General features: G+C 34.5%; 10 protein-coding genes. 3 read left to right on the top strand and 7 right to left on the bottom strand.

Translation table 11 applies throughout. The features are described from left to right. Window position 1: 1 nt before the first annotated feature. Both rlmN and EZJ43_RS01160 read left to right on the top strand, forming a co-directional pair. Window positions 2–1,063 carry a 23S rRNA (adenine(2503)-C(2))-methyltransferase RlmN gene (rlmN, locus tag EZJ43_RS01165; RefSeq protein ID WP_133260822.1) on the top strand — a complete coding sequence of 354 codons (1,062 nt, stop codon included), beginning with the start codon at window positions 2–4 and terminating at the stop codon, window positions 1,061–1,063. 114 nt (window positions 1,064–1,177) lie between these two features. Continuing rightward, entirely contained in the window at window positions 1,178–1,897 is a 720-nt protein-coding gene (locus EZJ43_RS01160; RefSeq protein ID WP_133260821.1) for a ComF family protein, read from the top strand. A gap of 336 nt (window positions 1,898–2,233) precedes the next feature. Here EZJ43_RS01160 and glyA read toward each other — a convergent pair whose 3' ends face one another. After that, window positions 2,234–3,505 carry a serine hydroxymethyltransferase gene (gene glyA / locus EZJ43_RS01155; protein ID WP_133260820.1) on the bottom strand — a complete coding sequence of 424 codons (1,272 nt, stop codon included), beginning with the start codon at window positions 3,503–3,505 and terminating at the stop codon, window positions 2,234–2,236. A gap of 52 nt (window positions 3,506–3,557) precedes the next feature. Continuing rightward, complete coding sequence (locus tag EZJ43_RS01150) at window positions 3,558–4,301, bottom strand: segregation and condensation protein A (protein ID WP_133260819.1); 744 nt, start codon at window positions 4,299–4,301, stop codon at window positions 3,558–3,560. A 130-nt stretch (window positions 4,302–4,431) separates the two neighbouring features. Here EZJ43_RS01150 and dxs point away from each other — a divergent pair, with 130 nt between their 5' ends. Further along, window positions 4,432–6,360 (top strand): 1-deoxy-D-xylulose-5-phosphate synthase, encoded by a 1,929-nt coding sequence (dxs, locus tag EZJ43_RS01145; RefSeq protein WP_133260818.1) that lies wholly within the window; start codon window positions 4,432–4,434, stop codon window positions 6,358–6,360. A 1,406-nt stretch (window positions 6,361–7,766) separates the two neighbouring features. On the opposite strand, the gene EZJ43_RS01140 is transcribed toward dxs, so the two are convergent. The 5 genes from EZJ43_RS01140 to EZJ43_RS01120 all read right to left on the bottom strand — a co-directional run bounded on the left by EZJ43_RS01140 (window position 7,767) and on the right by EZJ43_RS01120 (window position 14,587). Continuing rightward, window positions 7,767–9,380, bottom strand: a complete 1,614-nt coding sequence (locus tag EZJ43_RS01140) for a gliding motility protein RemB (protein ID WP_133260817.1) — start codon at window positions 9,378–9,380, stop codon at window positions 7,767–7,769. Between the two features lie 4 nt (window positions 9,381–9,384). Continuing rightward, window positions 9,385–11,325 (bottom strand): polysaccharide biosynthesis protein, encoded by a 1,941-nt coding sequence (locus EZJ43_RS01135; RefSeq protein ID WP_133260816.1) that lies wholly within the window; start codon window positions 11,323–11,325, stop codon window positions 9,385–9,387. Window positions 11,326–11,405: 80 nt separating this feature from the next. Continuing rightward, on the bottom strand, window positions 11,406–12,398 hold the full coding sequence (locus tag EZJ43_RS01130; protein ID WP_133260815.1) for an MraY family glycosyltransferase: 993 nt from the start codon (window positions 12,396–12,398) through the stop codon (window positions 11,406–11,408). A 24-nt stretch (window positions 12,399–12,422) separates the two neighbouring features. Further along, on the bottom strand, window positions 12,423–13,322 hold the full coding sequence (locus EZJ43_RS01125; RefSeq protein ID WP_207924544.1) for an NAD-dependent epimerase/dehydratase family protein: 900 nt from the start codon (window positions 13,320–13,322) through the stop codon (window positions 12,423–12,425). Continuing rightward, complete coding sequence (locus EZJ43_RS01120) at window positions 13,322–14,587, bottom strand: glycosyltransferase family 4 protein (protein WP_133260813.1); 1,266 nt, start codon at window positions 14,585–14,587, stop codon at window positions 13,322–13,324. Before EZJ43_RS01120 ends, EZJ43_RS01125 begins: the two co-directional genes overlap by 1 nt. Between the last annotated feature and the right edge of the window lies 1 nt (window position 14,588).

Raw genomic sequence — 14,588 nt, 5'->3', positions numbered from 1 at the left:
GATGTTAGAAAAAACAGAAAAAAAAATTGATATCCGCGCACTGGATTTGCCACAATTGCAGCAACATTTAACGGCGATGCAACAACCTACTTTTAGGGCGAAGCAAATTTACCAGTGGCTTTGGGAAAAATCTGCAGTTCATTTTGATGAAATGAGCAATCTTTCGAAAGATTTGCGCAAAGCATTGGATGAAAATTTTATTATAAATGCTGTACAGGTTAACAATTCGCAGTTCAGTAACGATCATACCATAAAAAATACTTTCCGTTTAGCAGATGGAAACATTGTAGAAGGTGTTTTAATTCCTATGGACGATAGAATGACGGCCTGCGTAAGTTCGCAGGTGGGTTGTAGTTTAACGTGCAAATTTTGTGCTACAGGTTACATGGAACGGAAACGTAACCTAAATGCAGATGAAATTTACGATCAAGTTGTTTTAATTGATAAACAAGCCAAACAGAATTACAATAACCCGTTAACCAATATTGTATATATGGGCATGGGCGAGCCGTTGTTAAATTACGCAAACGTGATGAAATCTATCGAACGTATTACCGCGCCAGATGGTTTAAACATGAGTTATAAACGCATTACCGTTTCAACTGCAGGCATTGCCAAAATGATTAAAAAGCTAGGTGATGATGGCGCAAAATTCAATTTAGCACTCTCGTTGCACGCCGCAGATGATAAGAAGCGCAATGAAATTATGCCTATTAATGAGGCAAATACTCTAAAAGCCTTGGCGGATGCATTAAAGTATTACTTCGCTAAAACCAAAAATCCTGTTACTTACGAATATATTGTTTTCAACCATTTTAATGATGAGCTTGTAGATGCAATGGATTTGGCTAAATTTTGTAAGCACATTCCCTGTAAAGTGAATTTAATTGAATACAATCCCATTTCTTTTGCAGATTTCACCAATGCCGAAGGTGATAAAATTGATGCTTTTGCCAATTATTTAAAGTCGCAGGGAATTAATACAAACATTAGGCGGAGCCGGGGTAAAGATATTGATGCGGCTTGTGGCCAATTAGCTGTAAAAGAGGAAGCGAAAGCTTAACTTTTATTTTCTGTTAGAAAAATAGCTGTATTTTAGTAATTGGAGCCCTAACTTAAAAGTTACATTATAAAAGCCTATATTTAATTAGGATTTTTTATCTAACTAAGAGAATTAATGGCAACACTTAAATCTAAAAAATCAATATTTAACCAATGGGCGAATGATTTAATTGGCTTATTATTCCCTAATTTATGCAATGGTTGCGGTGTTCCATTATTTCATGGAGAACTGGTAATTTGCACGAAATGTGTGTACGATTTGCCTTTTACCGATTATCATTTACATGCTGAAAATAGAGTTGCCAAACAACTTTGGGGACGCTTACCGTTAAACGCCGCAATGGCTTTGCTTTATTTCAGAAAAGGCGCTAAAGTTCAAAACCTTATCCACAACCTAAAGTACAATAATAAAACAGCGGTTGGCGTAAGGCTCGGCGAAATTTTAGGTGAGCGATTGAAAGTTAGTCCGCTTTATGAAAATATAGATTTGATTATTCCTGTGCCACTCCACTATAAAAAATTAAGAAAAAGGGGATACAACCAAAGTACATTTATAGCCCAGGGCGTTGCAGCAAAAATGGAAATACCTTTTGGCGAAAGTCAACTCATCCGTAAGGTGGAAACAGATAGTCAAACCAAAAAAAATAGATACAACCGATATGAAAACATGAAGGCGGTTTTCTCCGTGGGTAATGTAAATGAAATTTTAAATAAGCATATTTTATTGGTTGATGATGTGGTAACAACTGGTGCTACATTGGAGGCCTGCGCAAACGTTCTGCTAGAAAACGGCGCATCGAAAGTAAGCATCGCTGCGCTTGCCTTTGCAGAATAAAATATTTTATTAATTTTCAAAACATTTTTTTACTGATCGTGTTTATATAATTGAGAGCGTTAATTTAGATGGTAAGGGTCGATAAATACTTAATTGGATTATCGGCCCTTTACTTTAGAAGCAGGATTTTCAGGATTTTCAGGATTTAAGGATTTTCAAGATTATGGCTTTCCACTCCAAGCAAGACAATGTGACTTTAAATTATTGTTTTTGAAAATCATAGTCCAACTCGATTCCCCACACTCAAAATAAATTACATTGGATTTTCTAAAATAAAAAAACGCTTTACAAATTAATGCAAAGCGTTCAAATTTTTAATCCCGATGGGACTTTAGCCTATTTATATAATGGAAAGTTGCTTACCAATTTGTAAACTTCTTCTTTTACTGCGTTTAAGTTTGCTTCATCCTCAGGGTTTGTTAATACCTGATCGATTAAATCTACAATTTTTACCATTTCAGCTTCTTTCAATCCGCGCGTGGTAATTGCAGCAGTACCTATACGAATACCAGAGGTTACAAATGGCGATTTATCATCAAATGGAACCATGTTTTTATTTACCGTAATTTCTGCTTTCTCTAGGGCGTTTTCTGCCACCTTACCGGTAATATTTTTATTCCTTAAATCGATTAGCATTAAATGGTTATCGGTACCGCCAGAAATAATTCCATATCCTTTAGCCATAAACGCTTTAGCCATCGCCTGCGCATTAACTGCCACCTGTTTAATGTAAACAGTATATTCATCGCTAAGTGCCTCGCCGAAAGCAATTGCCTTAGCTGCAATAATATGCTCTAACGGCCCACCTTGAGTACCTGGAAAAACCGCCATATCAAGCAAATTGCTCATCATACGGGGTTCGCCTTTTGGCGTTTTTAATCCCCATGGGTTTTCAAAATCTTTACCCATCATAATTAATCCACCACGTGGACCGCGCAAAGTTTTATGCGTAGTGGTAGTTACAATATGGCAATGTGGAAGCGGGTTTGCCAACAAACCTTTAGCAATTAAACCTGCCGGATGAGAAATATCTGCTAAAACCAATGCGCCAATTTTATCTGCAACTGCGCGAATAAAAGCATAATCCCACTCGCGAGAATAAGCAGATGCACCACAAATAATTAATTTTGGCTTCTCTGCTAATGCAACTTCTTCTAATTTTTTATAATCAATTAATCCAGTTTCTCTATTTACCCCATAAAAAAATGGCTGGTATGTTTTGCCCGAGAAATTAACTGGTGAACCGTGTGTTAAATGACCACCATGAGATAAATCGAAACCTAAAATTTTATCGCCGGGCTGCAATACCGCTAACATTACCGCTGCGTTTGCTTGTGCGCCAGAGTGTGGTTGTACGTTAACCCAAGCAGCGCTAAATAGTTCTTTAGCACGGTCAATAGCAATTTGCTCAACAACATCAACCACTTGGCAACCTCCGTAATAACGTTTCCCGGGTAAACCCTCGGCATATTTATTAGTAAGTACAGAACCCGCAGCTTCCATAACTTGCTTGCTCACAAAGTTTTCTGAGGCAATTAGTTCCAGGCCATGCTCTTGTCTGTTTAATTCCTGATCAATAAGTTCGAAGATTTTTGTATCACGTTTCATTATAATCTTTTTTTTGGCAAAAGTAATAAATTTCAACCTTATATAAGGCTTATTAAGACATTGATTTAACTAGAAAATTATTATAACCCGTGCCAATTGTAATTTCGATAACTTGTTGTTGCAACATTTCCAATATTGCTAAAAAATTATAGACAAAATGCACTCTATTTTCCGAATTTTTTAAAACAATTGCAAAATCTATCTCTTTGTTAATATTTAATAAGTTGGCAATAAAATATTTCTGTTGTTCGATGGTATAAGGATATTGAATTACGGTGTGTTTAACTTCATCCGTTCGTATATCATGCCTTTGCATCGTTTTTTGATAAATGATTAAAAGTTTATAAAGATCGAGCGATAACAGTTCATCTTGATGGCTTGCGGAGGCTGCAACCAATGATAAATCGAAGTCAATATTACCCCTTCTAACCTGTTGCATTCTAGCCACTTCAAACCCCTTAAGTTCTTCGGCAACAGCTTTAAATTGCTTATATGCAATTAACCGGGCAATTAAATCTTCTTCTGAGTTGATTTCATTGCCGTCATCATCTATTTCTATTCGTGGCAATAGCATTTTAGATTTAATACGCATCAGCGTTGACGCGACTAAAATAAATTCGCTAGCCAATTCTACATTTAGGGCGAGTAATTTATGAATGTAAGCTAAAAAATCATTTGTAATTTTGGATATTTCGATGTCTTGGATGTTAAGTTCATCACGTTCTATAAAAAACAGTAATAAATCGAAAGGGCCTTCGAATACGGGAAGTTTAATTTCAAAGTTTTCGGTTTGCATCTTATAAAAACAAACATAATAAAACCTTTAAATATATTTTAATAAATTAAGGTTAAGTTTTGAAAGAGATTTTACTTAAATACTACAAAAAAATACCGTACTTTGTATCCTAATTTTTTACATATACCGCATGCAAGTAAAGGCTGGCCCTCTTTTATCAAGAATAAACTTTCCTGCTGATTTAAAGCAGTTTGGAGAAGCTGACTTAGAACAAATAAGCCAGGAATTACGACAATACATCATTGATGTTGTCAGTGTAAATGGAGGTCATTTTGGCGCCAGTTTAGGTGTTGTTGAACTTACCGTAGCACTACATTATGCATTAAATACCCCCTATGACAAGCTGGTTTGGGATGTAGGTCATCAAGCCTACGGCCATAAAATACTAACCGGCAGAAGAGATCAATTTCATACCAACCGTATTTACGGTGGCATAAGTGGTTTCCCAAAAATATCAGAAAGTGAGTATGATACCTTCGGTGTTGGCCACTCTTCAACATCCATTTCTGCAGCTTTGGGTATGGCTGTAGCCTCGCAGATTAAGGGCGAAACAAATAGGCAACACGTAGCTGTAATTGGCGACGGCGCAATGACAGCCGGCTTGGCTTTTGAAGGCTTAAATCACGCTGGGATAGAGAATAGCAATCTATTGGTTATTTTAAACGATAACTGCATGTCTATCGACCCAAATGTTGGTGCACTAAAAGAATATTTAGCTTCGATAACAACCTCAAAATCTTATAATCGCTTTCGCGAGGATATTTCGCAAGTGTTAACGAGTATTTCTAAATTAGGGCCGAACGCGCATAAGTACGTTAAAAAGATTGAGAAGAGCATAAAGGGCACGTTATTAAAACAGAGTAATTTATTTGAAGCGCTAAATTTTAGATATTTTGGCCCTGTTGATGGACATGATGTAAAACGACTTGCATCCATCATTAAAGATTTATCTGCCATACCAGGCCCTAAACTATTGCATATTGTAACCGTTAAGGGCAAAGGCTTTGCACTTGCAGAAAAGGATCAAACTAAATGGCATGCACCAGGCTTATTTGATAAAATTACTGGAGAAATAAAGAAAAGCATTATTGATAAACCACAACCGCCCAAATATCAAGATGTTTTTGGACATACACTGGTTGAACTGGCTGAAGCAAATGATAAAATTGTAGGTATTACGCCTGCAATGCCATCTGGTTCATCGTTAAATATTATGATGAAGGCCATGCCAACACGGGCTTTTGATGTTGGCATTGCTGAACAGCACGCAGTTACATTTTCGGCTGGTTTGGCCACACAAGGCTTAGTTCCATTTTGCAATATATACAGTAGTTTTATGCAAAGAGCTTATGATCAAGTTATTCATGATGTAGCAATACAGAAGCTTAACGTGGTTTTTTGCTTAGATAGGGCTGGTTTAGCAGGAAGTGATGGCGCAACACATCATGGCGCTTATGACATTGCTTATATGAGGTGTATTCCTAATATGGTTGTATCTTCTCCTATGAACGAGGAGGAATTACGAAACTTGATGTTTACGGCACAACAAGATAATGTTGGTCCATTTGTTATTCGTTATCCGCGTGGAAATGGCGTTATGCCAGATTGGAAAAGACCTTTTAAGGCTTTAGAAATTGGGAAAGGAAGAAAGATTTGTGATGGTGAAGAAGTTGCAATTTTAACCATTGGCCATGTTGGTAATTTCGCAGTAGAAGCACGCAACGAATTGAATAGCGAAGGTTATTACCCAGCACATTATGATATGCGTTTTGTTAAGCCCTTGGATGAACAGATTTTACACGAAGTATTTTCGAAATATAAGCATGTTATTACCGTTGAAGATGGTTGTTTGCAAGGTGGTTTAGGCTCTGCGATAATAGAATTTATGGTCGACCATGGCTATAATTCAAATGTAGTTCGTTTGGGTATTCCCGATGTGTTTATTGAGCATGGAGAACAGGCAGAACTTTGGAACGAATGTGGTTATGATAAAAACGCAATTGCTGAAGCTGTTAGAAAAGTTGCTGTAAAGAGAACAACGAATAGTATTGCAGGATAATTAAAAACTGTACTGGTTGTAATGTTTCTACCATTAAGGCATTAAGAAATATTAAGCTTTTGTTGTTTGCACCTGCTTAATTCCCTTAACTCCTTAATGTTTTACAAAATTGTACTGGTTGTAATATTTCTACCATTAAGGCATTAAGAAAGATTAAGCTTTTGTTGTTTGTACCTGCTTAATTCCCTTAACTTCTCTTAATGTTTTACAAAATCGTACTGGTTGTAATGTTTCTACCATTAAGGCATTAAGAAATATTAAGCTTTTGTTATTTGCATCTGCTTAATTCCCTTAACTTTTTAATGTTTTAAAAAATTGTACTGGTTGTAATGTTTCTACCATTAAGGCATTAAGAAAGATTAAGTTTTTGTTATTTGTATCTGCTTAATTCCCTTAACTTCTTAATGTTTTACAAAATCGTACTGGCCGTAATGTTTCTACCATTAAGGCATTAAGAAATATTAAGTTTTTGTTATTTGCATCTGCTTAATTCCCTTAACTTCTTAATGTTTTACAAAATCGTACTGATTATAATATTTCTACCATTAAGAAACATTAAGATTTTGTTCGAAATTGCTAATTCCGTTAACTTCTTAATGCTTTACAAAATCGTACTGTTTTTAATGTTTCTACCATTAAGGCATTAAGAAACATTAAGATTTTGTTGTTTGCACCTGCTTAATTCCCTTAACTTCTTAACGCTTTACAAAATTGTACTGGTTGTAATGTTTCTACCATTAAGGCATTAAGAAATATTAAGTTTTTGTTATTTGCATCTGCTTAATTCCCTTAACTTCTTAATGTTTTACAAAATCGTACTGGCTGTAATGTTTCTACCATTAAGGCATTAAGAAATATTAAGTTTTTGTTAATTGCATCTGCTTAATTCCCTTAACTTCTTAATGTTTTACAAAATCGTACTGGCTGTAATGTTTCTACCATTAAGGCATTAAGAAATATTAAGCTTTTGTTCGTTGCATCTGCTTAATTCTGTTAACTTCTTAATGCTTCACAAAATTGTACTGGTTGTAATGTTTCTACCATTAAGAAATATTAAGCTTTTGTTGTTTGCACCTGCTTAATTCCCTTAAATTCTTAATGTTTTAAAAAATCGTACTGGCTGTAATGTTTCTACCATTAAGGCATTAAGAAATATTAAGCTTTTGTTATTTGCACCTGCTTAATTCCCTTAACCCCTTAATGTTTTACAAAATTGTACTGGCTGTAATGTTTCTACCATTAAGAAATATTAAGTTTTTGTTCGAAATTGCTTAATTCCCTTAACTTCTTAATGTTTTACAAAATTGTACTGGTTGTAATATTTCTACCATTAAGGCAAAAACAAAAAAAAGCCATCTATTTCAAATGATAGATGGCTTTTTTGATTCTAAGTATTTGTGATCAGATCAAAAATCGTGGTAAATGTTCCTAAAACTACTTCTCAATCCAAAAGTAACCAAGCTAGTATTTGTTTTACCTAAATCATTACTTTCTTGCCTCAATGTACCTCCTATTTCTAAACGCAAGTTATATTTAGGATTTAGTAAATAAGCCACTTTGGCTTGTCCGTAATATAGTTTAGTAAATATTCCCTGCCCAATATGGCTACCATATTGCACCGACCTAGTGTTGTAACTTTTAAAAATATCTCCACCAAAATTTTGACCTACGGGATCTAAACCATAGTTGGCATACATGGCTTGGCCCTGAAAATCGAATTTTTTGTAAGAGTAACTTAGTAACCCTATAAACTCTCTAAAATTAGCCCCAAAAGGGTTCGCCATAGATTGGTTATAGTTAGAATAATTGGTAATTCTTTCGTTATGAGAGTATGTAAATGGTCGAGCAGTATTAAACTCTGCCAAATAATTTAGTCCTGGTACTTTAAATAAATCCGATCCTATCAAACCAACTTGGATAGCCCATTTATTTGCCCAATAACCTCTTCCAGCGAAAAATTCTTTCGCCGTAAACTCATCAAACATAAACTGACCATATACGGTAGTTTTCTTTAAAGCCTCGTATTTTAAATTGAAGCCCAAACGCATTTTATCAGGCGAGGTTGTGTTGTTGCTTTCAACAGGGCGCAAAAACAAAAACGGGTTTACATAATTAAAATCAAATCCTCTTTTGCCTTCAACCTCCGCATCGGCCCAAGTTACTGCCTGAAAAAAGCCTACAGAGAATCTTTTTGTTGCATTCCAATCTACATAATGTGCCGCCATCCATTTTCCTCTATCGCCCAAATTACCATCTGTGCCAAGCTTTGGAGCACCAGGATCGAGCATATATCCATAAATGGTTTGATACTGAACGCTCCCTAATGTTGCTCTCAACCTAAAAAAAGTATAGTTTGAAGCATTATCAGATAATAACATAGAACGATAACCATCGCCAATAAAATTTTTATCTCTACCTAAAGCAAAATTTAAATATTTACTTGGCGTGTAAGACAGCAGCGCGGTAACGTTAGTCCAGTCTTGGGCATCAGTACCTAATTTACCATATCCCTGACCGGGCACCACCTGATTTTTAACAATAAAATCGTTCACATAATTGGCAAACTTTCCTTGGTTTTCGAATCCATTCAAGTAAAATGAGAATTGCTTACCCACATTCCCACCAACCTGAAACCCTCTTGTATTTAGCCAGGTCGTTCTATTATTACTTAAATCTTTGCCAATTTGGAAATCGGGAAGAAAATCGGCATAAACATTATAATCTGTGCTTTTAAATTGCAAAAGATGCTCTTGAAACAACTTTCTATGTACCCAACTTCTTTTATTCAAGCTATCCGTACCAGCGTTCATCAACGAATCATATCTTAATTTTAACAGAAAATCATCGCCATAAAAACCTTTAATGGAAGAGTGGAACTTTGATTCCTGATCGTAAACAGAAGAATTTAATTTTTGATAAAACTGATAATCGTAAGGTATAATTTGATTGGGTGTAGGGTTTTGTGCTTTTGCGCCCAAAACAAAGAAAGTTAAGGTTATGATTAAAATACTTCTCTTCATGTTTTTACTCTGTTATTAAATGATCTAGTTCTTCAAATATTGAATTGTTACTTTTAAATTCAGGCACTAATTTTTTCATTCGCACCACAACTTGGCGGTCGTTGTCATTTTTTGCAGAATTGATTAGTTGTGCTATTTGGGTTTCGACTTCTTCAAAAACATATTCCCTTACTTTGCCAATCATAATTTTTTCATGGTGTGTAGGCATTGTATTCTCATTATCGTTAAGCAATTCCTCGTATAGTTTTTCGCCCGGTCTTAACCCTGAGAATTCAATCTTGATATCAACATTTGGCTCCAGTCCGGCCAAACGAATCATTTTTTTTGCAAGTTCTACAATCTTTACGCTTTTACCCATATCAAAAATAAAAATCTCTCCTCCCTTACCCATACATCCAGCTTCTAACACCAATCGGCACGCTTCTGGTATGGTCATAAAGTAACGTGTAATTTCAGGGTGCGTAACGGTTACTGGCCCACCTTTTTCAATTTGATGCTTAAACCGCGGTATAACTGATCCATTAGATCCAAGTACATTACCAAATCTGGTGGTTATAAATTTGGTAATCGGCTTAACCTCTAATTCATTTATGTAGCTTAAGCCGTTGCTAAAAATAAATTTCTGATCACTTAACGAATTGTTTAGTGATTGAACGTATATTTCTGCAATTCGCTTAGAAGCCCCCATAATATTGGTTGGATTTACAGCCTTATCTGTAGAAATCATTACAAATTTCTGCACGCCGTATTGTACCGACTTGTTTGCGATGGTTTTAGTGCCCAACACATTTGCTTTAATGGCTTCGGCAGGATTATCTTCCATCAAAGGCACATGTTTATAAGCTGCAGCATGATAAACGTAATGCGGTTTATAGGTATTAAACAACTTATCCATCCTTTGCTCATCGCGAACATCGCCTACAAAAGCGTGGAAATTTTTATTTTTATTGGTTTCTTCCAGCTCTAAATACAATTCGTGAAGTGCCGTTTCAGATTGATCGCACAAAATGACTAAACCAACATCAAACTTAGCCAACTGCCGAACAATTTCACTTCCAATAGAACCCGCAGCACCCGTTATTAAAATGCGTTTATTATTTAGCATTTCTCCAATACCATTAATATCAATTTTAATCGACTTACGGTTCAAAAGATCTTCGATATTTAATTTCTGAATCTGTGCAGGCTGTAATTTACCATTAAGCCAAACATCAGGCGGCGGAATATTTAAAACTTTAATATTATTTGCCAAACATAAATCGACAATTTGTTCTTTACGTTCGGTTGGTATTGTGTAAGAAGCGAATATAATTTCATCTAAATGATGCGCATTAATCAGATGCTCAAGATTTTTCGCATCTAATATTTTTACCCCATCAATTGTTTTACCCACTTTACGATCATCATCATCAACAAAGGCAACGATGTTCTTATTCACCTTACCATCATGATCAAAGGTTCTTTTTGTAGCCAAACCTGCTTCTCCAGCTCCGTAAATAATTACTTTAACTTTATCCAATTTCAAATTTTTCACATACATGAAAAAATATTTGATCAAAACTCTATACGTAATCAGCAACAAAAAACTTGATAAACCATTGGTAATTAAAACCGTATTTGAAATAAGTAATATTTTAGCAAAAGTTAAACCAATTAAATTAAGTACAAAGAAAATTCCATTTGAAATAATTACAGCAAAAAGAATCCGGAAGGAATCTTGAGCGCTTGTATAACGTATTATACCGCTGTAGGTTTTTATATTGAAGAATACTACAATGTTAATGACGCCCAAAATCAACAAGTTTCTGGCGAGTTCTGGCACTTCTACACTTGTTAAATCTAAATTATGCCTTAAAAAGTAGGCGAATATTAGAGAAAATGTGCAAATCATCAAATCCAAAACGAAGATGATCCAACGGGGTACTATGTTGATTTGAGTAAACAAAATTTCTATAGGCTAATTTTTCGCTAAAGATAACAAATATTTTACATCAAATTATAAATGAAGATGTTGACGACTTCGTTTTAACTTTTATCAAAGTTCTTTTTGCCCAATGTCGGCTCCAATAAAATAGACTTTCCCTCTAAATAAAACCTCAGCGAAATAAAGATAATACCGGAAACACATACATATAGAAAAAGGCTTAGCGTACTTTTCAGCAATAAAATAAGAATTAAATTAGATATGATTTGAGCCAACGCGTATAAACTTGAAACAGAAAGATGTGGTAATTTAAGCTTATTTGCTAAATATTGATAGAAATGGGTTCGATGGGCTTGTCCAATATTTTCCTTCCGTATGATCCTAAACAATATTGTTGTGGATGTATCTAACCCGTAGAAAAGTAACAATAAAATATATTCATATTGATCTGTCTTTAATATTAGCTGACCAATTAAAAAGATTAAAATAAATGCAATGCTAATACTACCAACGTCACCAGCAAAACATTTTGCTCGTTTTCGGAAGTTGAAAAAGTTAAAAACCAAAAGCGACAAACCTACTATAATTAATAAATCATTTGAAGTAAAGTTTCTAACGCTATTATTGATATATAATAGCGTTAAAATGGTTACCAGACTATAAACCCCGGTAATCCCATTGATTCCATCCATGAAGTTATAGGCGTTTATTATCGCAAGTATTATGAATAAAATTAATAATATCCAATACCATTCTAAATCAAAAATACCTAGATCTACTAATAATAGTATTGAGGCAACCAAATGAATACTAAGTCGAACTTTGTTGTTTAAGGTAAAAACATCATCTAAAAAGCTGATTGAAGATATAAGAAACGCTCCTAGAATAAAGTATGCGTACTGATAATTACTATAAATATAGAAAATGATTAACGATAACATGAAAATGACACCTCCACCTCTTATCGTAATTTTTGAGTGTGAACTTCTATGATTTGGCTTATCGACTATGTTGTAATGACTGGCAATTTTAAAATACACTAACATTGCCAAAAATAAGCATGTAAGTATGGAAAGCGCAAAAATTATTGACATACTTTATTGTTCAGACTATAGAATTTATTTAAATGATTTGGCTGTGGCAATTAAACCTTCGGTAGAATTTATTGGCAAAACATCAATATTTAATTTTGATTTAATTAGTTTATTGCTTACCACATAGCTTTCAGTGAGTTTGTTTAATCTTTCGGTATTAATCGGCAAATGTAACACATCCCCTATTTTAGCCATAGCTTCTATAACAGATTTTGGCAGTTTTAAAAGCTTCGTTTTTTTTGCAGTCGCTTTTGAAAGTATTTCTACTACATTATTTGTTGATAACGCCTCATCATCAGCTACGTTGTATATACCACTGGCCACGTTTTTAACAAGCAACATTTTAATAATATAGTTTAAATTAGTTATACTAAGATAAGATCTTTTATTGTGGTATGCTGACAGCGGATAGGGCAACCTCATTTTAACAAATTTATACAATAAATTTAAATTGCCTTTATTTCCAGGGCCGTGAATCATACAGGGCCGTAATATATAATATACTTTACCAAGAGGTAAGGTTTGGGCTTGGATATATTCTTCCGCATACAGTTTGCTTTTACCATAAGCTGTCTTTGGATTTGGAGCATGAGCTTCAGTAAGTATTTCATTTATTGAGTCTGCTGAAGCTTTCACAGAACTAATAAAAATAAATTTGGTGGCGTCAGATTTTAAAAACGCATCGTAAAGTAATTTTGTAAGCTCAAAGTTAACTTTAAAATATTCATCGGAATTTGTTGACTTCTTTAAATCGTGGGCTTTACCAGCTAAATGAATAATAGCATCACAATCCTTAAATTCAATGCATCCTGCGTTTGCTAAATCATTTCTTGTAATACTTCTTAACTCAAATTGCGCATCAGTTAAATATTCTGAAAGGTTTTTACCTACAAAACCGTTTGCTCCTGTAATGTTTATTTTCATCATTTACCAGATAGTATTTCATCTAACAAATCAACATACTGCTTCGTAACTGCATTTTTAGAATAATTTTTTTCTATAACGTTATAGCCATTATCTGCTAAAGTAATGATAAAATTTCTATTGGATAATGCGTTTTTTAGGAATTCGATAATCCGAGCGCATTTAATATTATTAGCATCATCATCTGCTAAAAATGCACAGTTATGTTGCGATAAAAAGTTATGGATAGGCGTGCGCTTTCCTGAAATAACCAATAGTGGCTTCGCACATGCCATAATGGTATAAACTTTTGATGGAAAGCCTTGTCCTTCCATCTCTGGAGACATAAATATAAAGTGAATGTCTGCATAAGCGATTAATGCAGGCATCTGTTCTCTTGGCTGATAAGGTATTAGATGGATATTTTTAAGGGAATTTTCTTCTATTTTTTTTGATAAAGAATCTTTCATTACACCTTCACCAATCACCCAAAATTCAATTTCTAAATCAACAACTGCTTTCGCAACTTTCAACAGTGGCTCCCAATCTTGCGCGTGACCGATGTTTCCTGCGTACATAACTTTTAAGGTATTTTGTTTTGCAGGAAACCATTTTGGATTTAAGCTTGAATCACCATCACTTATTGGCTTAAATAAGTCCGTATCAACAAAGTTGGGAACAATCCTCAATTTTGATTTATCCTTAAATCTCGATGCTATAGTTTGATAAAAGATCGGGTCTATTGTGGTGACAGCATCAGATTTATTATAAACAAATCTTTCCATTGCTTTTAAAATCTTAATTGCAGGCTTAAACCGAAGACTACCTTGATTAATTAGAAAATCAGGGTAAATTTCCTGCACATTATAGATTACCTTAGCGCCTTTTAGCTTCCCGATTAAGAGGTTAATTAACCCGATTGTTAAAGGTGGTGAAGGTGAAATTATTAAGGATACATTTTTTTGAAAGAGCCCAATGATGAGGGATAAAAAATGCCAATATAAAAAGCCTATAATCCTTAAGAAGGCACTTTTAAACTTTTTTTGCGGTACATGCAATACTTTGATTTCATTGAATCGGCTTTCGTAATACAAACCTCCCCACTTTTTGTGCAAAGGTTGCTTTGCTACATCTTCGGGCACGATATTGTAATGGGGCGTTGTGGTTAAAACCACAACATCATATCCCGATTGCTTAAATTTTAAAGCAATATCATTGTATAAGTAAGCAGTTGACACTCCATCGGGACTAAAGGCAATCGAATGAATTAGTATTTTTCTCTTCATT

Origin of the sequence: Pedobacter changchengzhani, assembly GCF_004354365.1 — a bacterium.
Classification (GTDB): Bacteria; Bacteroidota; Bacteroidia; order Sphingobacteriales; family Sphingobacteriaceae; genus Pedobacter; species Pedobacter changchengzhani.
The sequence above is the reverse complement of the archived record's forward strand: the minus strand, read 5'-3'. Positions and strand labels throughout refer to the sequence as shown.

Coding starts and splice junctions, on each gene's coding strand:
- glyA (WP_133260820.1), bottom strand. CDS start 3,505: ATGAAACGTGATACAAAAATCTTCGAACTTATTGATCAGGAATTAAAC.
- rlmN (WP_133260822.1), top strand. CDS start 2: ATGTTAGAAAAAACAGAAAAAAAAATTGATATCCGCGCACTGGATTTG.
- EZJ43_RS01120 (WP_133260813.1), bottom strand. CDS start 14,587: ATGAAGAGAAAAATACTAATTCATTCGATTGCCTTTAGTCCCGATGGA.
- EZJ43_RS01125 (WP_207924544.1), bottom strand. CDS start 13,322: ATGAAAATAAACATTACAGGAGCAAACGGTTTTGTAGGTAAAAACCTT.
- EZJ43_RS01140 (WP_133260817.1), bottom strand. CDS start 9,380: ATGAAGAGAAGTATTTTAATCATAACCTTAACTTTCTTTGTTTTGGGC.
- EZJ43_RS01130 (WP_133260815.1), bottom strand. CDS start 12,398: ATGTCAATAATTTTTGCGCTTTCCATACTTACATGCTTATTTTTGGCA.
- EZJ43_RS01150 (WP_133260819.1), bottom strand. CDS start 4,301: ATGCAAACCGAAAACTTTGAAATTAAACTTCCCGTATTCGAAGGCCCT.
- dxs (WP_133260818.1), top strand. CDS start 4,432: ATGCAAGTAAAGGCTGGCCCTCTTTTATCAAGAATAAACTTTCCTGCT.
- EZJ43_RS01160 (WP_133260821.1), top strand. CDS start 1,178: ATGGCAACACTTAAATCTAAAAAATCAATATTTAACCAATGGGCGAAT.